The organism is Uliginosibacterium sp. 31-16 (assembly GCF_030730865.1).
In the GTDB taxonomy this organism is placed as follows: domain Bacteria; phylum Pseudomonadota; class Gammaproteobacteria; order Burkholderiales; family Rhodocyclaceae; genus Uliginosibacterium.
This window is the reverse complement of the sequence record NZ_JAVALZ010000001.1, coordinates 1247511-1271035: the sequence shown is the minus strand read 5'-3', so window position 1 is coordinate 1271035 and position 23525 is coordinate 1247511. Positions and strand designations below refer to the sequence as shown.

The following is a 23525-nucleotide window of genomic DNA, read 5'->3' as shown; positions in this document are numbered from 1 at the left end:
AACCATCACCCGTATTGCCTCACCGGCATGCCTGCCTGAAGACGCCCACCGCATGCGGGTCTTCAGGCAGGATCCCTTGACGCTAACTTCCCGTCAGCACCCACACCGGAGCGAAGCCGCCGCCGGGGGTGCGGAAGTTGGTGGTCTGGCCGCTGTAGAGGCGGGCGGCGAGCAGGAGGATCTCGCCGGCATAGGCGTAGGCGCGGATGTCCAGCTTCAGGCGCGCGGCTTCGCCGGGTTGCGGCACCAGACGTTCGCTGGGCGGGGCGATGCGCTGGGCAACGTACTCGCCCTGCAGGATTTCGTCCCACACCCGGAGCGTGAGCTTGTCGCCGCGGTAGGCGGCGCGGCTGCCGTAGCCTTCGAGCGGTTTGAAGAACAGGCCCTTGCGCGCGGCCCACAGCGCTTCGCCACGCGCAGGCACCACCAGCTCGGTGCGCGGCACCCCGCAGAGCAAGGACTGGCGAGCTTCTTCAGGCAGGGGCAGGCTGTCGAGGAAGGCCGGGTCGGACATCAGGGCGAGGTTGCGCTTGTTGGCGTACAGCGCGTGCGCTTGCGGATGCGGGCTCAGCACGATGGCATCGGCCGCATGGGCCTGGCGGATGGCGGCGTGGGCGGGCTCTTCCAGACGGAAATCGGTGAGGCGGTTGTAGACGAAATCCACGCGGCCTTCGGCGTGCCACAGACCGCTCTCGCGCCAGACGAGTTCGGCCGGATCGGCGATCACGGCCTGCCAGCCGGCCTGCTGGAAGAGGTGGCGATAGAGCAGGAATTCCGGGTAGAGGTATTGCTCCGCCGGTGCGCTGTCGACCAGCGCGATGCGCACCGGTTCGCCCGTGCGCCCGGCCTGTTGCCACTCCTGACGGAACACATCGAGGATGGCGGCCTCGGCCTGCGGCCAGGCACCGGCGGATGTCAGCAGGCTTTCGGTTTCGGCGCAGCAGGCGCGTTGCGCCCGGGCCAGCGCGACATTGAGCAGCGCACCGCCGGGATTGGTGTTGATTTCGATGAGCTGAACGTCTGCGTCATCGAGGTGGAAATCGAAGCCGAGCAGGCCGCCGCGCGGACCGGTGCGACCGGGCACGCCGACCGCCGTCTGCCAGGCGGGCAAGGCGGCGAGCTGCTCGACGGCATGGATCACGCTGGCCATGCGCGCCACCTGCGCCGGGCTGACGAAAACGCTGGACGCCGAGAACAGGTGCGGCCGGCTGTTCCCGAGATCCGGGCAAAGCTCGGCCAGCGCCGGCTCGCGCGAAAGCTCCGCGCAAAGTTTGTCGCGATCGAGGAACTGGCAGGCGCAGCCCAGGTTGAGCTGGCTGGCGCGGCGGCTGGTTTCAGCCATTCTTGCTCTCAGGCGGGCGCGACTTGAAACAGCAGACTTTGCCCTGCTCATCGAACTGCACCTTGCAGGCGCTCGCCAGCTGCGCCTTGAGACGCACCCGCGCGCGCTGCACGCGGGATTTGGCGCCCGGCAGACTGATGCCCAGGCGAGCCGCATAGTCGGCCTGGCTCAGGCCTTCCAGATCGCACAGGACGATGGCTTCGCGATCTTGCGCCGAGAGCTCGGCGAGCACGCGCGGCAGGCATTGCGTGAGGCTGTCGACCGGTGCGGTGATTTCTTCCTCTACGCTCAGATCCTCGGGCAGCTCGATGCTTTCGCGCGTGCGCCGCAACTGGTCGGTCAGGGTGTTCCTCGTCACCTCGAACAGCCAGGCGCGGGCATTCTCCAGTTCGCAGAAACGGCGGCCCTGACGCATGGCCTTGAGGAAGACGTCCTGCAGCAGATCTTCACTCAGTGCCGGGTCGTGCAGCTGATGGATCAGCCAGCCGCGCAAGGCACGCTCGTGATCGTGCCAGGCAGTCAGCAGGCAAGGGACGGCGGTGTGTTCGTTCATGCCCTGATCCTAGTTCACAGCCAGATCGCCGTTCCTGCGCCGGATCAGACCGGCTTCACACGCTGCCCGGCGGCGTCGACCACCGCTTCGCCATCTTCCTTCGTGAAAGCAGCTTGCTGCGCGGCGGGCAGGATATCGAGCACGACTTCCGAAGGACGGCACAGGCGGGTGCCGAGTTTGGTGACGACGAAGGGGCGGTTCATGAGGATCGGGTACTGGCCGATGAAGTCCAGCAGTTCCTCGTCGCTGAAGCGGTCTTCCGCGAGGCCGAGTTGCTCATACGGCTCGCATTTCTCGCGCAGCGCGCCGCGCACGGTGAGGCCGGCGTCCGCAATCAGTTTCACGAGGGTGGCGCGATCCGGCGGGGTCGAAAGGTACTCAATCACGGTGGGCTCAATGCCAGCGTTGCGAATCATGGCAAGTGTGTTGCGCGAGGTGCCGCAAGCGGGGTTGTGGTAAATCGTTGTCATGACGGGTCTCGGGTTGGGGGTGGTAAATCAGTGTTGGCCTTGCTCGTACCAGCCCTTGCTGGCGTTCACGACACGCACCACCAGCAGCATCACCGGCACCTCGATCAGCACGCCAACCACGGTGGCCAGCGCGGCGCCGGATTCGAAACCGTAGAGACTGATCGCGGCAGCCACCGCCAGCTCGAAGAAGTTCGAAGCGCCGATAAGTGCCGAGGGACAGGCCACGTTGTGCGCCTCGCCCAGCTTGCGGTTGAGCCAGTAGGCGAGTGCTGAGTTGAAGAAGACCTGGATCAGGATCGGCACCGCCAGCAAGGCGATCACCAGCGGCTGCTCGATGATGGCTTTGCCCTGGAAGGCGAACAGCAACACCAGCGTGAGCAGCAGGGCGCTGATCGACCAGGGGCCGATCTTCGCCATGGCGGCGTCAAAGGCGGTCTGGCCTTTTCTCAGCAAGGCGCGGCGCGCGAGCTGGGCGAGGATCACCGGAATCACGATATACAGCAGCACCGAGATGAACAGCGTGTCCCAGGGCACCGAGATGCTCGCCACGCCCAGCAGCAAGGCGACCAGTGGGGCAAAGGCCACGACCATGATGGAATCATTAAGCGCGACCTGACTCAGGGTGAACAGCGGGTCGCCGTTGGTGAGCCGGCTCCACACGAAGACCATCGCGGTGCAGGGCGCGGCAGCCAGCAGGATCAGCCCGGCGATGTAGCTGTCGAGTTGCTCCGCCGGCAGCCATGGCGCAAACAGCGTGCGGATGAACAGCCAGCCGAGGAAGGCCATCGAGAAGGGCTTGACCAGCCAGTTGACGAAGAGCGTCACGCCGATGCCGCGCACATGCTGGCGCACTTGATGCAGCGCACCGAAATCCACCTTGAGCAGCATCGGGATGATCATCACCCAGATCAGCAGGCCGACGGGCAGATTCACTTTGGCGACTTCCAGCGCACCAACCGCCTGCACCGCAGACGGAAAGGCCTGACCGAGCAGCACGCCGGCAATGATGCAAAGGAAGACCCAGAGGCTGAGGTAGCGTTCAAAGAGGTTCATGCCTGGTGATCCGGTTAGCAACAGGCCTGGCCGCCACAGCAGTTTTCACTGAGGAAACCGAGCAGGCTGTTCATGGCGACGAAATTCGCCGAGTAGTGGATGAAACGTCCGTCCTGCCGGGCCTCGATCAGGCCGGCCTGAGTCAGGGTCTTGAGGTGGAAGGACAGGGTGGCATTGGCCAGCCCGAGCGCCTCGGCAATGCGGCCCACCGCCAGACCCGCCTCACCCTGCTGCACGAGCAGGCGGAAGATGGCGAGGCGATGCTCCTGGGCAAGGGCAGCGAGCTGGGTGACGGCGGCTTTTGTTTCCATATTTCCAAGTTTATGGAAATAAAGTCGAAAATGGAAGCCGTGCGGACATCTGAACAAGCATCGCCAGAACCCGCTCCTGACAAGGGCCTCCAGCATGCCAGCCTGCAGAGTGAGGCTGGGAGAGGGTTTCCATGAGGCGATAAAAAACGGCCCTCCCGCCCTATGTGGAGTAAAAACACACATATTCCCGCGTGAGTGAGTTGCTGCAATCGTTTTTGATTGTTAACCACAATATTTCGGCCAGCCTTCGGGCTGGCCGACTTCATTGCGTCACGCCATCCGGTGAACGTGGTCAGCTATTCTGATCCGACATGTTCACGCTGCTGGCAATTACACACCCCGTCCTGATCATAGATGAAGCACAAGACCTCAATGCGGATCGCGTGCGGATTCTATCGGCACTGGCAACCAGGGTTGAAGTGCTGGCCGCTGCAGATGAGTTTCAATGCCTTGACCCCAACATACGTCCAAACCCGGCAATGGAGTGGCTGGCCGCTGTTGGTCAGGTTATTAACCTTACCGAACCGCGCCGGACAAACATTGCAGATCTTCTTGATGCAGCGGCTGCACTTCGCGCTGGGAAGCCACCTGTTTCACAAGATAAATTCAAGATCGTATTGGCCTCGAACTCACCACTAGCTGGGACGTGGGCATCTCATGCAATAGCGTGGTATGCGAAAGAAAAAACAGTTGCTGTAATTTCTCCTTCTTACAAAGGATATGCGCAACATGTTGTTGAGTGGTCTTCGACAAAAAAGACAAACAAAGGAATCGGCCCCATCAATATCCGTTGGGAAAAGGCAGAGTCAGCAGAGATCGGGGATCTTGTAGAGCAGCTTCAACTGCCTGATGAAATCGGTTATTTCGATTTGGTCGAACTCGTTCGTGCGAAAGCAAACGGCCGTGTTGCTACAGACGTAAAATCTTGGGCCGACGTTCAACGGCGTGCTCTGGGAAGACAGGTTTTCTCCCGAGACGAAGTCATCGAATCAATTATTCAGTCTTTCTCAAGTCAGAAACGTCTCAAATCGTCTGTAGATAAATCCCGATGCGCATTGACAGTCCATGGCGCCAAGAATCGTGAATTCGACCAAGTAATTGTGTTGTGGCCCGCAGGGGTGGTCGGGGATGACGATCAGCGACGGCGGTTGCTATACAACGCAGTCACAAGGGCTCGCGAGCGGTGCCTGGTTCTTGTTCAAGCTAGCAAAGCGCTGCAGCTCCCCCCTTTTGTGTAAAACCCTTTGATTGATACGCAATCCAGTGAACTTGATCACCCCTTCTTATCGGCCGCGCAAGAAGATTACGTTTTCTGAGAAGAAAAAAAACCAGCTTCCCCATGCGTTAGAAAAACGTCGTGAAGCACATGACTCACCTGCGTCCGACCCAGCTCAAAATTTCGTTTGAATCCCTTGATTGGCCAGTCCTCGGCCCTTGAACGATCCGCCCTACGCTGACAGGCTCCTATCAGGTAGTTTGCCGCATGCTGAGCCGTGATTCGTTTTCGAGCGCGATAATCCGTCGCATCTGCAGCACTAGCCCAGATGAGTTGATAACACTGGGATACCGAGTAATCCTGCAACAGGTTTTCAATCAAGGCGGAAAGAGCCGTCGCGCCTGGCATCGGCAGATCTCTTTGCTGGACGCTGTATTTGCAGAACTCCCAGCACTCCGCCGCTGCCAGCTTTTTCCATACAAGATGGCAGTCAGCAAGCCAGGCTTCCGGCCAGGAAGACGAAGCTGCTAAACATTCCAGCTGCCGGATGAAGTCAGGCGGATCAGGGAAAAGCAATTCCCAATGCGCAGACTCCATCTCCCAGCCTTGATCTTCTCCCGTCGCCACAAAAGTCCCCGCAGGTGAGTTTGGTTGCGGAGCGACCAAACCGTACTCCAGCAATACGTCGAGAAGCTGTCTTGGAAAATCGGCACCTTGGGGCGCAAATGGAATGACTGAATTGCGGATGGCGCCAACGGAACTGTCATTCAGCCAGCCGCCGCATCGAACTAGGCTGAGCAAAGCTATCGCGGCTTCAGCACTCATCTGATCGGGCGTAATTTTCAGCGGGGTGTATGACCACCTGTTCGCACAGAAATTTGCGATAGCCTCTCTGACTTTGAGCTCTTTAGCCTGATCGGCCACGCGGCGGGCGGCACTGCAAGCGGAGCAGGCGCAATGAAGCGTTTCAACATGAAGGCATGTGGTGCAACGAGCAGGTAAAGTTATTTTCCCGCGCGTCCCTGTGCGCGAGAGGCGCGGCACAACAAGCGGCTCACTGCAAACAGGGCAATCACGGCCAGCTTCGCTAGGAGGGAAGTGACGCCACAAGTCCCTTGGGCAACAAGCAACATTGAACTTTTGAAGCAAAACAGCCACGTTTTCGCCTGCGTAGTAACGGTCGATCAGATCCTGTAAAGCCGTGGCATCCAGATGCTCAAGAGGCTGTTGGATAGGCATGCTGAATGTCTCGCTCTGCAAAGCGACGAAATATAGGCAAGAAGCTTCAAATTGTCACTCATAGAGCGTGGCCTTAAAGAGGGCCGATTCCTAGCATCGCGCTATGGAAACTTCGCTCACTCCGGAACAGCAAGCCGATCTGCAGGCCTTCGGCCTGCGCTTGGCTGAAATTCGAAAGGAGCGCGGCTGGTCTCAGGAGAGACTGGCACTGGAGAGCGGCTTGGCGCGTAGCTATCTGGGCGGAGTTGAACGCGGGCAACGAAACGTCGCCTTGCTAAATATCCTGAAGCTGGCCCGCACCCTTGAATGCGAACCCGGCGAATTTTTCCGCACCTAAAGCCAAAACCTGCCGCACTTCGCTTGCCTTCTGACCCGCGCCGCTACGCGTCGCGCGTCCAGACTCTGTTCCGGTCGAAACCGGTTACATAAACAGAAAACAAAACCACGCTCACAACGAGATTGTTAGCTGCATTCATAGTATTACTACTTCAACTCCATATATGCATGCATCTCAAGCAAAAAAATACCGCTTCAAAGATTAGAAGCGGTATTTTTAAGCCTAATTATTAAGCCCTACTAACTCCATATAACCGAAGAGGGCCGTCCGGGTACTTCGCCTTGTGTGGCCGCTTACACCGCGTCCGAATCTGCCTGGATGGCGGTCAGGGCGATGGTGAACACGATATCGTCAACCAGCGCGCCACGTGACAGATCGTTCACCGGCTTGCGCAGACCTTGCAGCATCGGGCCGACGGAAACCACATTGGCGCTGCGCTGCACCGCCTTGTAGGTGGTGTTGCCGGTGTTCAGGTCCGGGAAGATGAACACGGTGGCCTTGCCGGCGACCTTGGAGTTCGGCGCCTTGGAGGCAGCGACATCCATCACGGAGGCGGCGTCGTACTGCAGCGGGCCGTCGAGCAGCAGCTCGGGGGCCTTTTCCTTGGCAATCGTGGTGGCTTCGGCAACCTTCACGACATCGGCGCCAGCACCCGAGGTACCCGTCGAGTAGCTGATCATCGCCACGCGGGGATCCACACCGAAGGCCTTGGCCGAATTCGCGCTCTGCAGGGCGATTTCAGCCAGTTCGGCCGAGTTCGGATCGGGGTTGATGGCACAGTCGCCATACACCAGCACCTGATCCGGCATCAGCATGAAGAACACCGAGGACACGATGGAATTGCCCGGCGCCGTCTTGATCAGCTGCAGTGCGGGACGCACGGTGCTGGCGGTGGTATGCACGGCACCCGAGACCAGACCATCGACATCATCAACCGCCAGCATCATGGTGCCGAGCACCACGGTGTCCTGCAGCTGGTCGCGGGCCTGGCCTTCGGTGAGGCCCTTGCTCTTGCGCAGCTCGGCCATCGGAGCCACGTATTTTTCGCGGATCGTGTCCGGATCCAGAATTTCCAGCGTCGGCGGCAGGACCACGCCCTGCGCAGCGGCAACCGCCTTGATGACCTCCGGCTTGCCGAGCAGCACGCAACGCGCAATGCCCTTCTCTTCGCAGATGACCGCAGCCTTGATGGTGCGCGGCTCGTCGCCTTCCGGCAGGACGATGCGTTTGTGGGCTGCGCGGGCTTTCTGGATCAGCTGGTAGCGGAAGGCCGGCGGGCTCATGCGGGTGGTGCCCGGCAGTTTCACGCGAGCCAGGATGGCGTCGGTATTCAGTTCTTCGGCCACGCCATCGAGCACCTGCTCCATGCGCTCGAAGTCGTCCGCCGCCACCGCCGGCGAAATGCGGCTGATGTTGGTCGCGGTCAGATAGGTGTCGGAATCCACGCGCAGGATCGGCAAGCCGTTATCCAGTGCCTTGGCAGCCAGATCCAGAATGCGCTGATCCACCGAAGAGGAGTGGGTGAGCAGCAGGCCGGCGAGCTGGATGCCACGCGAGGCGGCCAGTGCGGTGGCGAGCATCACATCGTCGCGGTCGCCGGCGGAAACGATCAGCGAACAGGGGTTCAGACGATCGATCATCTCGGCGGCAGAGCGGGCTGCCACCACGGTTTCGAGCACGCGGCGCTTGGCGATCTCGCCTTCGACCACGATCTCGGCATTCAGGTGACGCGCCACATCCAGCGTGCGCGGCGCCAGCAGGGCCGGGTTGTTGCGGATCACGCCCCACAGCGGGATGTCTTCCAGGCCGGCAACGGCCTTGGCAACGTCGTAGTTGGCCGGTGCCTTGTTGAAGATGGTGCCGGCAATGTTGCAGCCGCCTGCGCGGAACTGGCTGGCGGTGAGCTTCACTTCGCCAATCGTGGTGTCGTCCTGGGCGCTGGTGACCAGCACCATCTCGGCCTGCAGGCTGCGGGCGATGTCGGCGTTGAGGCGGGTGGTGTAGGAAAAGCTCGGGTCGGTATGCAGACCTTCGATGACCAGCACGTCGGCGTTCTGGGCCGCGCCCATGCACAGGCTGACGATGTCTTCGAGCAGCTCGTCAATCTGGCCTTCGGAAATGCGCGCCACAACCTGAGCGGTGGTCAGTGCGTTCGGACATTCGAGCTTGCAGATTTCGCGTGCGAAATGCACGGAGCGCTCGTTGGCGGTGTCGTCCTGGGTGACCGGCTTGGCAAAGCCGACGCGCAGGCCCTGACGCTGCAGGGAGCGGACAACGCCCAGGGCAACCGAGGTGAGACCCACATTCTGCCGGGTCGGAGCAAGGAAAAAGGTTTGCATGTTTTTCTACCGATAAGGGGGGAGCAACGCTGAGGTCGTTATTTTGCTGCAATGCGACAATAAACGCCAAAACCGCTGCCATGTTAGAGCCTCCTCCCTTCGTCTTCCAGTCAATCTCGCAAACATTTGATCTGTGCCAGACCGGCTCCCCAAGCGTCCGCACTAACGCCTTGGTAATAGAATGGCGGCCTGTCGGCACACCGGCTGACGGTCACTTTCCTCATGCCGCAACGCCTGCCACCCCTTCACGATCCAGCCATGTCCGCCCACTCTGATCAGCTTCGCATTGCCATCATCGGCGCCGGCCCGGCGGGGCTGATGGCCGCCGAAGCCCTGGCCGGCTGCGGGCTGCGTGTCGAGGTCTTTGATGCCATGCCTTCGGTCGGGCGCAAGTTCCTGATGGCGGGCAAGGGCGGCATGAACATCACCCACTCCGAAGCGCCGGACACCTTTGTGGCGCGCTACGGTGCCCGCGCCGGCTGGCTCGCCCCGCTGCTCGCCGCTTTCGGCCCGCACGCCTTGCGCGCGTGGATTCATGGTCTGGGCGTGGAGACCTTCATCGGCACATCCGGCCGGGTCTTCCCGACCGACATGAAGGCAGCGCCACTGCTGCGTGCCTGGCTGCATCGCCTGCGTGAAGCGGGGGTCACATTCCACGTCCGGCATCGCTGGCTGGGCTGGAACACATCCGGCGCATTGCGCTTTGCCACCCCCGCAGGCGAGATCTGCCTGCAACCCGCCGCCACCGTGCTGGCGCTGGGTGGCGCCAGCTGGCCACAGCTCGGCTCGGACGCGGCCTGGCTGCCCTGGCTGGCTGACCGGGGCATTGCCATTGCGCCGCTGCAGCCGGCCAACTGCGGTTTCGACATCGGCTGGAGTGCGCATTTCCAGGAGCGTTTTGCCGGCGAAGCGGTGAAGAATGTCGCCGCGAGCTGCAGCGGTCCGGATGGGCGGATCTGGCAGCGCAGCGGTGAGTGCCTGATCAGCGCCAGCGGCATCGAGGGCGGACTGGTCTACGCCCTCTCCGCGCCCCTGCGCGACGCACTGCTTGCCGATGCTCACGCCACACTGTGGCTGGATCTGCTGCCCGGCCGCAGCGCAGAATGGGTCGCCACCGAAGTCGCCCATCCGCGCGGCGCCCGCTCGCTTTCATCTCATCTGCAGAGCCGTCTGGGGCTCAAGGGCGTGAAGATGGGGCTGCTGCATGAATGCCTGAGCAAGGACGCCATGCACGACCCGGTGCGCCTGGCCGCGGCGATCAAGACCTTGCCGCTGCGCCTCGCCGCACCTCGCCCGATTGCCGAGGCAATCAGCAGCGCCGGCGGCATCCGTGTCGAAGAGCTCGACACGAATCTGATGCTGACAAAAATCCCCGGCGTGTTCTGCGCTGGCGAAATGCTGGACTGGGAAGCGCCCACCGGCGGCTACCTGCTCACCGCCTGTTTTGCCAGTGGGCGCGCAGCTGGGAAGGGCGCGGCGGCATGGCTGGAGAGCCGCATGCAGCAAGGCTGAGCGGGCAGGCCATGCGGAGAGCTGCTTCTGGCGCACCTGTGCAGACACATATCTCGCAGAACCACTCTGGAGGCGGGTCTTCGGGCAGGCTAATTTCAGTTTCTAAATGCGCCATTCCGCGGAATAACCAGCGCTCTCGCAATCCGCATAGATGTCCGGCTTGCTGACCGCAACGTGCGCGGCCACCACGCCCTGAAGCGCCGCGCAGCGCGCGAGGATTGCGTGGCACAGGGTTTCCAGCAGATTGAAGTGCCGATCAGCCAGCAATTCCGGGATGGCCTGGTACAGCAGGTCGTAATCGACGCTTGCGCCTATCTCGTCGGGGATTTCATGCGTCAGCGGTGCAAGGCTCAGTTCGATATCGATCAGTACGCGTTGTGTGTGCAGCTTCTCTGCGGCGTGAAAGCCGATGGAGGCGGGCAGGCAGAGTTGCCGGATACGGAGGCGCCGGTTGATGAATGCCGTGAGGGCAGGCTGTCCGGAGGTGTTCGGGGCGTTCATGGCGGGTCATCCTGATGCATGCAAAAGTCCCGGCGCGCGGCCGGGACTAACCTTGAGTGCTTGCTGCAGGAGCTCAGCTCAGCGTGGCGCGCAGGGTCTTCGCAGCGGCGACCATGTTGGTCAGTGCAGGGAGTACCTCGTGCCACTGCCGGGTCTTCAGCCCGCAATCCGGATTGACCCACAGGCGCTCGGCAGGGATGCGCCCGGCGGCCTTCTGCATCAGCGTGATCATGTGCTGCTCGGTCGGAATGTTGGGCGAGTGAATGTCGTACACGCCCGGACCGATCTCGTTCGGATACTTGAAGTGGTCGAACACGTCGAGCAGTTCCATGTCGGAACGCGAAGTTTCGATGGTGATCACGTCGGCATCCATGTCGGCGATTGAGGCAATGATGTCGTTGAACTCCGAATAGCACATGTGGGTGTGGATCTGGGTCTCGTCGGCCACACCGTTGGCGGCAATGCGGAAGGAATCCACCGCCCAGTCGAGGTACGCCTGCCATTGCGTGCGGCGCAGCGGCAGGCCTTCACGCAGCGCGGCCTCGTCGATCTGGATCACCTGCACGCCGGCGCGCTCCAGATCCAGCACTTCCTCGCGGATGGCGAGCGCCAGTTGCCTGCAGCTCACCGCGCGCGGCTGATCGTCGCGCACGAAAGACCAGTTCAGGATCGTCACCGGCCCGGTGAGCATGCCCTTCATCGGCTTTGCGGTCAGCGACTGCGCGTAACGGGTCCAGTCGACAGTCATTGCCTGCGGACGGTGGATGTCACCGAACAGGATCGGCGGCTTCACGCAGCGCGAGCCGTAGGACTGCACCCAGCCGAACTGGCTGAAGGCATAGCCGTCGAGCTGCTCGCCGAAGTATTCGACCATGTCGTTGCGCTCGGCCTCACCATGCACCAGCACGTCCAGCCCCAGGGCTTCCTGCTCGCGCACGCTGCGGGCAATCTCGGCCTGCATGGCGGCCTGATAGCTGGCTGCGCTGATTGCTCCGGCCTTGAATTCGCTGCGTGCGATGCGGATTTCTGCTGTTTGCGGGAAAGAGCCAATGGTGGTGGTGGGAAATTTCGGCAGCTTGAGCCGCTTCGCCTGTTTCTCCGCGCGCTCGGCATAAGCGCCCTGACGCTGGCCGAGTTGCGCGTTGATCTGTGCCAGCGCAGCCTTCACGGCCGGGTTATGTACGCGCGAAGACTTGCGACGCGCATCCACCGCCGCGAGATTGGCAGCGAGCTCTGCTTTCACCACCTCACGCCCCTGATTCAGCGCACGGGCGAGCACGCCGAGCTCGGCAAGCTTCTGCCGGGCAAAGGCCAGCCAGGATTTGATCTCGCCATCGAGTTTCACTTCGCTCGCCAGATCCACCGGCACATGCAGCAGCGAGCACGACGGCGCGATCCACAGACGCTCGCCGAGGCGCTCATGCACTGGCGCCAGCCAGTCCAGCACCGCCGTGAGATCGGTCTTCCAGATGTTGCGCCCATTGATCACGCCCAGTGACAGCACCTTGTGGGAGGCAAGGTAATTCAGCGCAGGCAACACCTCGTCGCGCGCATTCACGGCATCCAGATGGAAGCCGCCGGTGGGCAGCTTGATCGCCCATTCCAGATTCTCGCGCAGCTGGCCGAAATAAGTCGCCAGCAGCAGCTTGGCACGACAGCTCTTGAGGGCGTGATAGGCAATACCGAAGGCATGTTTCCAGTCGGCATCCAGTTCGGTCACGAGAATGGGCTCGTCGATCTGCACCCATTCCACCCCCTGCCCGGCCAGCACATTGAGCAGCTCGGCATACACCGGCAGCAGTTGCGGCAACAGTGCGAGCTTCGCGGTATCGTCCTTGGACTTGCCGATGGCCAGATAGGTGAGCGGGCCGATGATCACCGGCTTGGCTTTCACGCCCAGCGCGCGGGCCTCGCTCAGCTGTGCCACCAGGCGCGTGGCATCGAGCCTGAAGCGGGTGTTCGCGCTGAATTCCGGCACGATGTAGTGGTAGTTCGTGTCAAACCACTTGGTCATCTCGCCAGCGGCCACCCCGCCGCAACAGCCCGCGTGGGCTTCGGGCAACTGCGCTGAGCGGCCACGGGCAACCCGGAAGTAATTGTCCAGCGCATCACCGTGAAAACCTTGCACGCGCTCGGGCAGGTTGCCCAGCGTGAAGCTCATGTCGAGCACCTGATCGTAGAAGGAGAAGTCGCCGACCGGGGCAAAATCCAGGGCCGCCTGATCCTGCCAGTGCTGCTGGCGCAGCTGCGCGCCCAGCGTCTTGAGTTCCTCACGGGTGGACTGGCCTTTCCAGTAGGACTCCAGGGCGAATTTCAGTTCGCGCTTTGCGCCAATGCGCGGAAAACCAAGGTTGTGGGTGCTTGCCATGATCGTTGCCGGATGAGAGGAGGAGATGGCAACATCGTAAAATCACTGATCAATGAATAAAAATGGTATTTATTCATCAATCCATGAACAGAATTCACACAAATGGCAACCCTTGAACGCATCCATCTGGCTATCCTGCGCGAGGTCGACCGCCAGGGCTCGCTGACCGCTGCGGCCGACACGCTGCATCTGACGCAATCCGCGCTGAGCCATGCCATGCGCAAGCTGGAAGACCAGCTCGGCACGCCGGTGTGGCATCGCGAAGGACGCAGCCTGCGCCCCACCCAGGCCGGGGAATACCTGCTGGCCACCGCCAGGCGCCTGCTGCCCCAGCTGGAGTTTGCCGAGGCACGCCTGCAGCAGTTCGCCCAGGGCGAGCGCGGCACCCTGCGCATCGGCATGGAATGCCACCCCTGCTATCAATGGCTGCTGAAGATCGTCTCGCCCTACCTTGCCGCCTGGCCGGACGTGGATGTGGACGTGAAGCAGAAATTCCAGTTCGGCGGGATCGGCGCGCTGTTCGGCCACGAGATCGACATGCTGGTCACGCCCGATCCGCTCTACAAACCGGGATTGGTTTTCGAGCCGGTGTTCGATTACGAACAGGTGCTGGTGGTGGGGCCGCAGCACCCCTTGCGCACGGCAGAATGGATAGCGCCCGGGCAGCTTTCCGAAGAAATCCTGATCACCTATCCGGTGGCCATCGACCGGCTGGACATCTATACACAGTTCCTCACCCCCGCCGGCATCAGCCCGCGCCGCCACAAGACCATCGAGACCACCGACATCATGCTGCAGATGGTGGCCAGTGGCCGCGGCGTCGCGGCCCTGCCGCGCTGGCTGGTGGAGGAATACGCTCCGAAGCTGAAGCTCACGCCGGTGCGGCTGGGCAAACGCGGCGTACCCAAGCAGATCTTCCTCGGCATTCGCGAGGCGGATGCCGGCATCGACTATGTGCGCGCCTTTACCGACATGGCACGCCAGCACCGTGAAGATGCGCGGCCCGCGCCCGGCCCGCAGGCGAAATGAAATCCGGGCACCTGCTGCGGACATGCGCCACCTGCATGGCTGAAGAACCGCATGCAGCAGGGCTGCGCGGAGAGTCCCTCTGAAGAACCTTTCCCATCGGACTTTTTCAGGCAGGCCTCCCGCCAATCAAGCGTGGGAGCGGATCTTCAGGCATGTCACACAAAAGAGCCCTGCCGTTCGCTAACGACAGGGCTCAAGGTGCTACGGGAGGACTGATTCAGATGGCGGACTGGCTGGCCTTGAGCAGCGCGGCGGCCTTGATGCGATCCACATCGGCCTGCTCGCGCCCTTCGCGCGAACTGCGCATGGCTTTGTACCACTGACTCATGGCGACACGCGCGGCCTCGGGGTCGTTGGCCTGCTCCAGTGCGTCGATCACATCAAGGGCCATCACCCCCAGCGTTTCGCGGGCGCGTGACACCATGAAACCGGATGCCGATTCCCAGCCCTGCGGCAGATCCGGATCGGTGTCGCTGGCAGCCCCCATGCGATCTGCCGCGGGCGGCGCCAGGCGCACGCTGCCATCTTCGAGCAGACCACGCTTGAGCAAGTCCTGCAGATCGGCCGGCACATCGCGGTCGGGCATCATCTGGCTCAGGGTGAACACGGTGCGCTGCCCGTCGGCCAGCAACAGCAGGCGGCGCAGGCCCGAAGGCAGGGTGGTGTCATGGTTGGCGAGCAGGCGCGCACCGAACGAGGTCTTGCGCGGCACGAAAGCGGATGTGTCGGGGCTGTTCATCGCGGAGCTCCAAAGCAGGAAAGTGTGAAAAAAGTCACTCTCATTCTGTGGTTTTGCCTTGCGATAGCGAATAGATAAATTCAATTTGTGTCGGAGTGACCGACCGGCGGTTTGTTCGCCCCAAAAACAAAGCTCAAGCCATTGATTTTAATAGATAACAGACCGAAGGGCAGGCACGCCGGAACGCCCGTTTGCGGCCTCCGAGAACCAGACCTGAGGGCATGGCTTGATGGGGTAAAATGCCCCTTCCCCCACGCAGTCCGCCCCTGATGCTCTCCCACCTGAATGCCCCCCAGCGCGAAGCCGTGAAGTACCTCGACGGCCCCTGCCTCGTGCTCGCCGGCGCGGGCAGCGGCAAGACGCGCGTGATCACCCAGAAGATCGCCTACATGGTGCAGGAGTGCGGGCTGGAGGCACGCAACATCGCCGCCATCACCTTCACCAACAAGGCTGCTCACGAGATGCAGGAGCGCGTCGGCAAGCTGCTCGATACTCGCTCGGCCAAGCAGCTCACGGTGTGCACCTTCCACTCGCTGGGGGTGCGCATCGTGCGTCAGGAGGCCAAGCTGGTCGGCCTCAAGCCGCAGTTCTCGATTCTCGATTCAGCGGACATCCTGCAGATCATCACCGAGCTGTCCGGCAATGCCGACAAGGCCACCACCAAGGCCATCCAGTGGGCCATCTCGGGCTGGAAGAATGCACTGATCACACCCTCTGAAGCCGACCGGCTGGTCACCGACGAAGCCAGCAATGCGGCGGCAAAGCTCTACCGGGCTTACGAGAAAACCCTGCGCGCCTATCAGGGCGTGGATTTCGACGATCTGATCGCTCTGCCGGTGCGCCTCTTCGACGATCATCCGGAGGCGCGGGAGCGCTGGCAGAACAAGCTGCGCTATCTGCTGATCGACGAGTATCAGGACACCAACCGTGCCCAGTACAAACTGCTGCGCCAGATCGCCAGCGATCGCGGCGCCTTCACTGCCGTGGGCGACGACGATCAGGCCATCTACGCCTGGCGTGGCGCCGACGTGGAGAACCTCAACCTGTTGCAGAAGGACTACCCGCGCCTGAAGGTGATCAAGCTGGAGCAGAACTACCGCTCCAGCAACCGCATCCTGAACGCCGCCAACACCCTGATCGCCAACAACGAGAAACTCTTCGAGAAGAAATTGTGGAGCGAGCACGGTCTGGGCGAGCCGATCCACATCACCCTGGCGCGCGACCCGGATCACGAGGCCGAGCTGGTGGCAATGAAGCTCACCGCACACAAGTTCGAAAACAAGACCCACTTTTCCGACTACGCCATCCTGTACCGCGGCAATCATCAGGCCCGCATCATCGAAACCCAGCTGCGCAATCACCGCATTCCGTATGTCATGTCCGGCGGGCAGAGCTTCTTTGACCGGGCCGAGATCCGCGACCTGCTCTCCTATCTGCGCCTGATGGCCAACGAAGATGATGATCTGGCCTTCATCCGCGCCATCACCACACCGCGCCGCGGCGTGGGTGCGGCCACCCTGGAGGCGCTCGGCAACTACGCCGGCACGCGGCATGTCAGCCTGTTTGGTGCGGCCTTCGAGGAAGGCATCGCCGAGCACCTTGCCGCACGCCAGCTCGAAGGCGTGCGCAAATTCGGCCACTACATCCAGCAGCTCGCCCACCGCGCCCACAAGGAGCCCGCCGGCGTGCTGCTCGAAGACCTGCTGCGCACCATCGGCTACGAAGCCTGGCTGATGGAAAGCTTTGAAGTACGCGACGCCCAGAACCGCTGGCGCAACGTGCGCGATTTCGTCGAATGGCTCAGCCGCAAGGGCGAAGAAGACCAGAAGACCCTGCACGATCTGGTGCAGACCATCGCGCTGATCAACATGCTCGACAAGGGCAATGAGGAAGACGCGGACGCCGTGCAGCTCGCCACGCTGCACGCCAGCAAGGGGCTGGAGTTCGGCCACGTATTCCTGATCGGCGTGGAAGAGGGTCTGCTGCCCCACCAGTCCAGCATCGACGAGGACAAGATCGAGGAAGAGCGCCGCCTCATGTACGTGGGCGTGACCCGCGCGCAGCGCAGCCTGACCATCACCGCCTGCGAGCGCCGGCGCTTCGGCGGCGAGATCCGCATGGTCGAGCTCTCACGCTTCGTCGACGAAATGGGCGACGGCCTGCGTCGCGCCGACAAGGACGCCGCACCGGTCACGCAGGAGGAAGGTCGCGCCAAGCTCGCCGGCCTGCGGGCGATGCTCGGCTCGAACAAGAGCCCCGCTCAGTCCTGACTCAGGACAGCCCCGTCATCGGTTCATCCTGCTCCCAGTCCGGATTCGGCATGGCGCGCGGCTTGCGGTTGCGTCGCCCGATCAGGGACAGGAACACGCTCACCAGCGGCATCGGCTGGAAACGGGAGGGCGGGGTCGGGGCACGGGCGGAACGGTGCAGGTTGGGCATGATGGTCTCGACTCTGTCTGGGGTGAATGCGGCAGGCTCGCAACGGCCCGTTGATTCCAGCTTGGATCACGCCCGGCAGGTCTGCCAATTGGCATTTTCAATCGCGTGATCAAAACCGCTGCTTGCCTGCAGCAACGTCGGCCCGCCGCGTTTCTTGACTGGCCACGCGGGCAGCCAGAAAGCCTTACGGCATACCCCTTTGCAGAGCCGCTCCCCGCCTTGCGAAACAGGCAGGATGCCTGCACAGCGCCGCGATACGCGGTTTTCCGGGCATGTACCTTGAAGGCGCCCGCCAGAAGCCGGTCTGCAAGAGGGTGCAGATCGGCCCCCGATTCTTACAAAGCCGCCACGCCCGCCGCGGCAATGATTCCGTCCTGCGCCGCGTTCATGCCGGACACGCCGATTGCGCCGATCACCTCGCCGTTGCGCAGCAAAGGCAGGCCGCCTTCCACGCAGCACACGTTCGGCATCGACAACATGCGCAGGCCCAGACCCCCACCGGCTACCGCATCCTCGAACACCTTGGTCGGGCGACGGAATCGTGCGGCGGTCGCGGCCTTGAACGGAGCAACTTCCAGACTGGCGTGCTGGGCATGGTCCAGCGCCTGCGCAGCATCACCAGATTGGCGCTGCCATCGACGATGGCAATCACCATCGGCCAGTCGCCCTGCTTCGCGCATTCCGCCTCGGCAGCCGCCATCACGCGCTTTGCTTCAGCCAGGGTAATCGGGGCGCCATAGCGCGGGGGCAAGGGATTGCTCATGGGATTCTCCGACAGCAAAAATGAAGTCGCGATTATCCTCTTGGACGCACGTCAGCCTTCGCGGTTGCGCATGAAATCCGCCAGATCAACCACCCGCTGCCAGAACGCATCGCGCGCAGCCCCCGCCGGCAGTACCTCATCAAACGCCTGCGCCATGCACAGCAGCCAGGCATCACGCTCGGCAGTGCCAATCGCAAACGGCATGTGGCGGGCGCGCATGCGCGGATGGCCGTACTTCGCTTCAAACAGGGGCGGGCCACCCAGCCAGCCGCTGAAATACTCGAAGAGCTTCTGCCGGGCGCTGGCAAGATCCTCCTGGTGCAGCTTGCGGATCACGTAGGCCTCGGGCAACTCGTCCATCAGATCGTAGAAACGGTCCACCAGACGGCGCAGGACAGCTTCACCGCCGAGTTCGGCAAAAGGCGTAGTTTCAGGGCTCATGTCGGTTCCGGGGAAAGTCTCGGGCTTGTGCAGGGTCAAGCCCGCTGCAGCATGGCTCCAGTAAGCTCATGTGTGAATTATTCCGCATTTTCAGAGGTTTCCCCATGATTGCTCATTCTTTGCCGTCCCTCCTGCTGCGTGGCAAGTCGCTGCTTCCTGTCGTGCAAGGCGGCATGGGCGTTGGTGTGTCGGCCCATGGTCTGGCCGGTGCCGTGGCAGCAGAAGGCGGTGTCGGCACGATTGCCAGCGTCGATCTGCGCCGCCTGCACAAGGATCTGATGGCGCGCACCGAGAACGCCACGCGCGAGCTGATCGACAAGGCCAACCTCGAAGCGCTGGACCGCGAGGTCAAGGCTGCACTGGAGCGCGCCAGGGGCGCCGGTGTGGTGGCAGTGAACGTGATGCGCGCGGTGAGCCAGTATGCCGAGCTGGTGCGTCAGGCCTGCCAGTCGGGTGCGAATGCCATCGTGGTGGGCGCCGGTTTGCCGCTGGATCTGCCGGAGCTGGTTGAAGATTTCAAGGATGTGGCGCTGATCCCGATCCTGTCGGATGCGCGCGGCGTGTCGCTGGTGGTGAAGCGCTGGATGCGCAAGAACCGTCTGCCGGACGCCATCGTGCTGGAGCATCCGGGCTGGGCCGGCGGCCACCTCGGCGCAGCGAATCTGGTCGAGACGGGTAACCAGCGTTTCGACATGGAAACCGTACTGCCCGAATGCGTGGAGGCACTCGACAAGCTCGGCCTCAAGCGCGGCGAGATCCCGCTGATCGCAGCCGGCGGCATCAATTCGCTGGCACGCATCAAGGAGCTGATCGGTCTGGGCGCTTCCGGTGTGCAGGTCGGCACCGCCTTTGCCGTGACCGAAGAAAGCGACGCCGCCCCCGAATTCAAGCGCGTGCTGGCCGAAGCCAAGCCTGAAGACGTGGTGGAATTCATGAGCGTGGCGGGTCTGCCGGCGCGCGCCGTGCGCACGGCCTGGCTGGATCGCTACCTCAACCGCGAAGGCATGCTGCAGAAGGCCGCCGAATGCGCCGCACAGGGCCGCACCTGCTCGCAGCGCTTCGACTGCCTGCTGCAATGCGGCCTGCGTGACAAGCTCGCCAAATTCGGCCAGTTCTGCATCGACAAGCAGCTCGCCGCTGCGCAGATGGGCGACGTGGCCCAGGGGCTGTTCTTCCGTGGCAAAGGCAAGCTGCCCTTCGGCGACGAAATCCGCCCGGTGCGCGAACTGCTGGAAATGCTGCTGACCGGCAGGGTTGAAGGCAAGCCGGCCTGAGTGGGCACTGCAACGAAAAGACGAATGGCGCCTGCGGGCGCCATTTTCATGTCTGCTTGAGCGGCTAGGGTTTGTGCTGATTCAGGGACCGGTCACGCAAGACTATTGTTGCCTGACATTTGTTTTGTTGTCGGACATAGAGCAATTCCTGCGAGGAGACGCAATGTTGAAATCCTGGAAAGGCGGTCTGCTGACCGCACTGGTACTGTGCGCCACAAGTGCCACTGCGGCACCGCTGAAAACCCGTGACGTAATTGATCTGTGGCCTGGTGTCGCACCGGGTTCCGAAGCATCCACGGCCACCCTGACGGTAACCGAACGCAGCAAGGTGCTGTATTGGCCGGACCGTGCGATCACCGGGGTGATCAAACCGAACCTCACGGCCTTTGTGCCGGACAAACCCAATGGCGCGGCCGTCATCGTTGCTCCCGGCGGCGCCTACACGCGCATCGTGCTCGACAAGGAGGCCGGCGAAATGGCGCGCTGGCTCAATCCCTACGGCGTGACCGTGCTGTTGCTGCAATACCGCCTGCCCGCCGAAGGCCACCAGAACGGTGCCGACGTCCCTCTCGAAGATGCCCAGCGCGCAGTACGTCTGGTGCGCAGCCGCGCCAGGGAATGGGGGCTGGACCCGAACCGCATCGGCTTCCTCGGTGCTTCAGCCGCCGGTCACATGGGCGCCACACTCGGTGCCGAGTTCGCAAAAAAGGTTTATGCGCCGGTCGACGAAGCCGACAAACTCAGCGCACGTCCCGATTTCCTGATGCTGCTCTACCCGGTGGTCAGCATGGATGAAAAGGTGACGCATATGGAGTCGCGCACCAATCTGATCGGCAAGACGCCATCGGCGGAGCAGATCCAGGCCTATTCGGCAAACCTGCACGTCACCAAGGACAATCCGCCGACATTCATCACCCTGGCCAACGACGATCCTGCCGTTTCGCCTGAAAACGGACTGAGCTATTTCCTGGCCCTGCGCCAGGCCGGTGTTCCGGTTGAAATGCACATATTCAAGGATGGCAATCACGGCTTCGGCATTCGTGACACCCGTCAGATGCCGGTATCGAGATGGCCGAATTTCGCAACCGAATGGCTAAAGGCCATCGGCATCCTGAACTGAACAGCGCCAGAGAAGACAGGGACAAAACCATGAAACTCATTGCATACAGCCTGACCGGTCTGGTCATGGCATTCGCCACGACCCTGGCCACCGCTGCGCCGCTGGCAGACCAGCAGGAAACCCGGCTATGGGCGAGCACGGCGCCCGGCTCGGAAAACCTCACGCTCGTCGAAACCGCAACCGAGCGCAGCAAGGATCCGGCCATCAGGGATCGTGCTTATACCAACGTTCTCAACCCGACAATGACCGCCTATGTCGCGGCCAAACCAAATGGCACCGCGCTGCTGATCATGCCGGGTGGCGCCTACGCACGCGTGGTGACAGACAAGGAAGGTGTCGACATTGCCCGCGCAATGAATGCCAAAGGCATCACTGCATTCGTACTGAAATACCGCTTGCCCGGCGAAGGCCATGCCAATCGCCAGAATGTCCCCCTGCAGGACGCTCAGCGGGCCATCCGGCTGATCCGCGCTAACGCTGCCGAATGGAAACTGGATGCCAGCCGGGTCGGCGTGATCGGCATGTCGGCGGGCGGCAATCTGGCCGCCACGCTGGGCACACAGTTCGACAAGGCGGTCTACACGCCGCGCGACGAAGCCGACAAACTCTCGGCCAGGCCCGATTTTCTTGGCCTGCTCTATCCGGTGATCAGCATGACCGACAAGCTGACTCACGCCCAGTCTCGCGAGCTTCTGCTTGGCAGCAAGCAACCGGCACCCGAGTTGATCGCCGAATTCTCGGCCGAGCAGCATGTCACCAAAACCACACCGCCAAGCTTCCTGGCCTGTGCCAACGACGACACTTCGGTACCGCCGGATAACAGCGTGAGCTTTTACCGGGCGCTGCGCGCATCCGGCGTGCCAGCTGAAATCCATGTATTCCGCGCCAGTGGGCATGGTTTTGGTATCCGTCAGGCGACCGGATCGGCCAGCGAATGGCCCAATCTGTTCGCTGCCTGGCTTGGCGCCAATAACATGATGCCCTGAGCCCCCCGGCTGATACCCCTCTCATGGCGCCTCCGGGCGCCATTTTTATTGCCGCAGGACAGATGTGCGCAAGGCTGTTGAGCATTTGCCACAATCCGATAATAGAATGGTAGGTTGCCAAACCCCTGTTTTCATTAATGGAATAAACATGACCAAACTGTTCATCGAAGATCTGGACCTCGCCGGCAAGCGCGTGCTGATGCGCGTGGATTTCAACGTGCCTGTGAATAACGGTGTTGTCGAAAGCGACAAGCGCATCCGCGCCGCCCTGCCGACCATCAAGTACGCGCTGGACAAAGGCGCTTCCGTTGTCCTGATGTCGCACCTCGGCCGTCCGGACGGCAAGGTTGTCGCCAAGTGCACCCTGGCCCCGGTGGCCGAACGCCTGCAAAAGCTGCTGGGCAAGCCGGTGAAGTTCCTCTCCGACTGCGTCGGCGCTGAAGTCGAAGCCGTGACCAGCAAGCTCGCCGCGGGCGAAGTGGTGCTGCTCGAAAACGTGCGCTACCACCTGGAAGAAGAAGGCAAGGTCAAGGACAAGGAAGGCAACGTCACCAAGGCCACGCCGGAAGCCATCGAAGCCTTCCGCGCCGCGCTCTCCCGCCACGGCGACGTGTTCGTGCTGGACGCTTTCGGTACCGCTCACCGCGCCCACAGCTCGGTCGTCGGCATCAATCTGCCGCGCGCCTCGGGCCTGCTGCTGAAGAAGGAACTGGATTTCCTCGGTGAAGCCGTGAACAAGCCGGTGCGTCCGCTGGTGGCGATCATTGGTGGTTCCAAGATCTCCGGCAAGATCGACGTGGTCGAAGCTCTGCTGCCCAAGGTCGACAAGCTGCTGATCGGTGGCGGCATGGCCTTTACCTTCTTCAAGGCCATGGGCTACGAAGTCGGCAACTCGCTGTGCGAACTGGACAAGGTCGAGCTGGCCAAGAGCCTGATGGCCAAGGCCGGCGACAAGCTGGTGCTGCCGATCGACACCATGGTCACCAAGAAGCTGGACTTCGGTGCGCGTACCCTCGACGGTCTGGTCGAAGTCGCTTCCACTGCCATCCCGGCTGATCAGGAAGGCGTGGACATCGGCTCCAAGAGCGCCGCTCTCTACGCAGACATCGTGCGTGGCGCGAAGACCGTGCTGTGGAACGGCCCGATGGGCGTGTTCGAGATCGACGCTTCGGCTGTCGGCACCTACGCGGTGGCCAACGCACTGACCGAAGCCACCGCCAAGGGCGCGATCACCATCGTCGGTGGCGGTGACTCCGTGGCTGCGGTCGAGAAGGCCGGTCTGGAAGATCAGGTCTCCCACGTGTCCACCGGCGGCGGCGCTTCGCTGGAATTCCTCGAAGGCAAGGCTCTGCCGGGCGTCGAAGCACTCAGCAACAAGTAATTCCGGTTCACGCCGGATGTGCAAAGGTCTGCCGGTGTGGCAGGCCTTTTTCATGTCCGGCTCAGGCGGTTGATCCAGAGCCACGCGTCACCAATCATTTCGCGTATCCTCG

At 62.2% G+C, this 23525-nt stretch carries 23 protein-coding genes; 9 read left to right on the top strand and 14 right to left on the bottom strand.

Annotated elements, in window-relative coordinates; genetic code table 11:
• Positions 1-82 precede the first annotated feature (82 nt).
• Genes Q9Q94_RS05860 through Q9Q94_RS05840 form a run of 5 tightly spaced genes read right to left on the bottom strand, consistent with a single transcriptional unit; the run spans position 83 to position 3729 of the window.
• Complete coding sequence (locus tag Q9Q94_RS05860) at positions 83-1342, bottom strand: hypothetical protein (protein WP_305979085.1); 1260 nt, start codon at positions 1340-1342, stop codon at positions 83-85.
• Positions 1335-1895 (bottom strand): RNA polymerase sigma factor SigZ, encoded by a 561-nt coding sequence (gene sigZ, locus Q9Q94_RS05855; RefSeq protein ID WP_305979084.1) that lies wholly within the window; start codon positions 1893-1895, stop codon positions 1335-1337. Before sigZ ends, Q9Q94_RS05860 begins: the two co-directional genes overlap by 8 nt.
• A gap of 44 nt (positions 1896-1939) precedes the next feature.
• Positions 1940-2365, bottom strand: a complete 426-nt coding sequence (arsC, locus tag Q9Q94_RS05850; RefSeq protein WP_305979083.1) for an arsenate reductase (glutaredoxin) — start codon at positions 2363-2365, stop codon at positions 1940-1942.
• Positions 2366-2392: 27 nt separating this feature from the next.
• The gene (arsB, locus tag Q9Q94_RS05845; protein WP_305979082.1) at positions 2393-3418 is read right to left on the bottom strand and encodes an ACR3 family arsenite efflux transporter; all 1026 of its coding nucleotides are present in this window, start codon (positions 3416-3418) and stop codon (positions 2393-2395) included.
• 14 nt (positions 3419-3432) lie between these two features.
• Positions 3433-3729, bottom strand: coding sequence for a helix-turn-helix transcriptional regulator (locus Q9Q94_RS05840; RefSeq protein ID WP_305979081.1), 297 nt, complete (start codon positions 3727-3729; stop codon positions 3433-3435).
• 311 nt (positions 3730-4040) lie between these two features.
• Here Q9Q94_RS05840 and Q9Q94_RS05835 point away from each other — a divergent pair, with 311 nt between their 5' ends.
• Positions 4041-4967 (top strand): ATP-binding domain-containing protein, encoded by a 927-nt coding sequence (locus Q9Q94_RS05835; RefSeq protein ID WP_305979080.1) that lies wholly within the window; start codon positions 4041-4043, stop codon positions 4965-4967.
• Between the two features lie 65 nt (positions 4968-5032).
• Here Q9Q94_RS05835 and Q9Q94_RS05830 read toward each other — a convergent pair whose 3' ends face one another.
• Positions 5033-6184 carry a hypothetical protein gene (locus Q9Q94_RS05830; RefSeq protein ID WP_305979079.1) on the bottom strand — a complete coding sequence of 384 codons (1152 nt, stop codon included), beginning with the start codon at positions 6182-6184 and terminating at the stop codon, positions 5033-5035.
• A gap of 103 nt (positions 6185-6287) precedes the next feature.
• Between Q9Q94_RS05830 and Q9Q94_RS05825 the strand changes: the two genes are divergently transcribed.
• Positions 6288-6521, top strand: a complete 234-nt coding sequence (locus Q9Q94_RS05825) for a helix-turn-helix domain-containing protein (RefSeq protein WP_305979078.1) — start codon at positions 6288-6290, stop codon at positions 6519-6521.
• Between the two features lie 293 nt (positions 6522-6814).
• On the opposite strand, the gene pta is transcribed toward Q9Q94_RS05825, so the two are convergent.
• The gene (gene pta, locus Q9Q94_RS05820; protein WP_305979077.1) at positions 6815-8860 is read right to left on the bottom strand and encodes a phosphate acetyltransferase; all 2046 of its coding nucleotides are present in this window, start codon (positions 8858-8860) and stop codon (positions 6815-6817) included.
• Between the two features lie 258 nt (positions 8861-9118).
• Between pta and Q9Q94_RS05815 the strand changes: the two genes are divergently transcribed.
• Positions 9119-10372, top strand: coding sequence for a TIGR03862 family flavoprotein (locus Q9Q94_RS05815; RefSeq protein ID WP_305979076.1), 1254 nt, complete (start codon positions 9119-9121; stop codon positions 10370-10372).
• Between the two features lie 102 nt (positions 10373-10474).
• Here Q9Q94_RS05815 and Q9Q94_RS05810 read toward each other — a convergent pair whose 3' ends face one another.
• Positions 10475-10873 (bottom strand): dihydroneopterin aldolase, encoded by a 399-nt coding sequence (locus tag Q9Q94_RS05810; protein WP_305979075.1) that lies wholly within the window; start codon positions 10871-10873, stop codon positions 10475-10477.
• A 73-nt stretch (positions 10874-10946) separates the two neighbouring features.
• The gene (gene metE / locus Q9Q94_RS05805) at positions 10947-13241 is read right to left on the bottom strand and encodes a 5-methyltetrahydropteroyltriglutamate--homocysteine S-methyltransferase (RefSeq protein ID WP_305979074.1); all 2295 of its coding nucleotides are present in this window, start codon (positions 13239-13241) and stop codon (positions 10947-10949) included.
• A 102-nt stretch (positions 13242-13343) separates the two neighbouring features.
• Between metE and Q9Q94_RS05800 the strand changes: the two genes are divergently transcribed.
• Positions 13344-14270: a LysR family transcriptional regulator gene (locus Q9Q94_RS05800; protein WP_305979073.1), complete on the top strand. Its 927-nt coding sequence runs from the start codon at positions 13344-13346 to the stop codon at positions 14268-14270.
• 217 nt (positions 14271-14487) lie between these two features.
• Here Q9Q94_RS05800 and Q9Q94_RS05795 read toward each other — a convergent pair whose 3' ends face one another.
• The gene (locus tag Q9Q94_RS05795) at positions 14488-15009 is read right to left on the bottom strand and encodes a hypothetical protein (RefSeq protein WP_305979072.1); all 522 of its coding nucleotides are present in this window, start codon (positions 15007-15009) and stop codon (positions 14488-14490) included.
• 269 nt (positions 15010-15278) lie between these two features.
• Between Q9Q94_RS05795 and Q9Q94_RS05790 the strand changes: the two genes are divergently transcribed.
• Positions 15279-17279 (top strand): UvrD-helicase domain-containing protein, encoded by a 2001-nt coding sequence (locus Q9Q94_RS05790; protein ID WP_305979490.1) that lies wholly within the window; start codon positions 15279-15281, stop codon positions 17277-17279.
• Position 17280: 1 nt separating this feature from the next.
• Here Q9Q94_RS05790 and Q9Q94_RS05785 read toward each other — a convergent pair whose 3' ends face one another.
• From Q9Q94_RS05785 to Q9Q94_RS05775, 4 genes are all read right to left on the bottom strand, one after another.
• Positions 17281-17448, bottom strand: coding sequence for a hypothetical protein (locus Q9Q94_RS05785; protein ID WP_305979071.1), 168 nt, complete (start codon positions 17446-17448; stop codon positions 17281-17283).
• A 335-nt stretch (positions 17449-17783) separates the two neighbouring features.
• Positions 17784-18050 carry a heme-binding protein gene (locus Q9Q94_RS05780; protein WP_371929829.1) on the bottom strand — a complete coding sequence of 89 codons (267 nt, stop codon included), beginning with the start codon at positions 18048-18050 and terminating at the stop codon, positions 17784-17786.
• On the bottom strand, positions 17951-18211 hold the full coding sequence (locus Q9Q94_RS18020) for a heme-binding protein (RefSeq protein ID WP_371929818.1): 261 nt from the start codon (positions 18209-18211) through the stop codon (positions 17951-17953). The genes Q9Q94_RS05780 and Q9Q94_RS18020 overlap by 100 nt, the downstream gene beginning before the upstream one ends.
• A 51-nt stretch (positions 18212-18262) precedes the next feature.
• Positions 18263-18652, bottom strand: a complete 390-nt coding sequence (locus tag Q9Q94_RS05775) for a group II truncated hemoglobin (protein ID WP_305979069.1) — start codon at positions 18650-18652, stop codon at positions 18263-18265.
• A gap of 104 nt (positions 18653-18756) precedes the next feature.
• Here Q9Q94_RS05775 and Q9Q94_RS05770 point away from each other — a divergent pair, with 104 nt between their 5' ends.
• The 4 genes from Q9Q94_RS05770 to pgk all read left to right on the top strand — a co-directional run bounded on the left by Q9Q94_RS05770 (position 18757) and on the right by pgk (position 23413).
• The gene (locus Q9Q94_RS05770; protein WP_305979068.1) at positions 18757-19926 is read left to right on the top strand and encodes a nitronate monooxygenase family protein; all 1170 of its coding nucleotides are present in this window, start codon (positions 18757-18759) and stop codon (positions 19924-19926) included.
• A gap of 163 nt (positions 19927-20089) precedes the next feature.
• On the top strand, positions 20090-21046 hold the full coding sequence (locus Q9Q94_RS05765) for an alpha/beta hydrolase (protein WP_305979067.1): 957 nt from the start codon (positions 20090-20092) through the stop codon (positions 21044-21046).
• Between the two features lie 29 nt (positions 21047-21075).
• Positions 21076-22032: an alpha/beta hydrolase gene (locus Q9Q94_RS05760; RefSeq protein ID WP_305979066.1), complete on the top strand. Its 957-nt coding sequence runs from the start codon at positions 21076-21078 to the stop codon at positions 22030-22032.
• A 148-nt stretch (positions 22033-22180) separates the two neighbouring features.
• Positions 22181-23413, top strand: coding sequence for a phosphoglycerate kinase (pgk, locus tag Q9Q94_RS05755; protein WP_305979065.1), 1233 nt, complete (start codon positions 22181-22183; stop codon positions 23411-23413).
• Positions 23414-23525 lie beyond the last annotated feature (112 nt).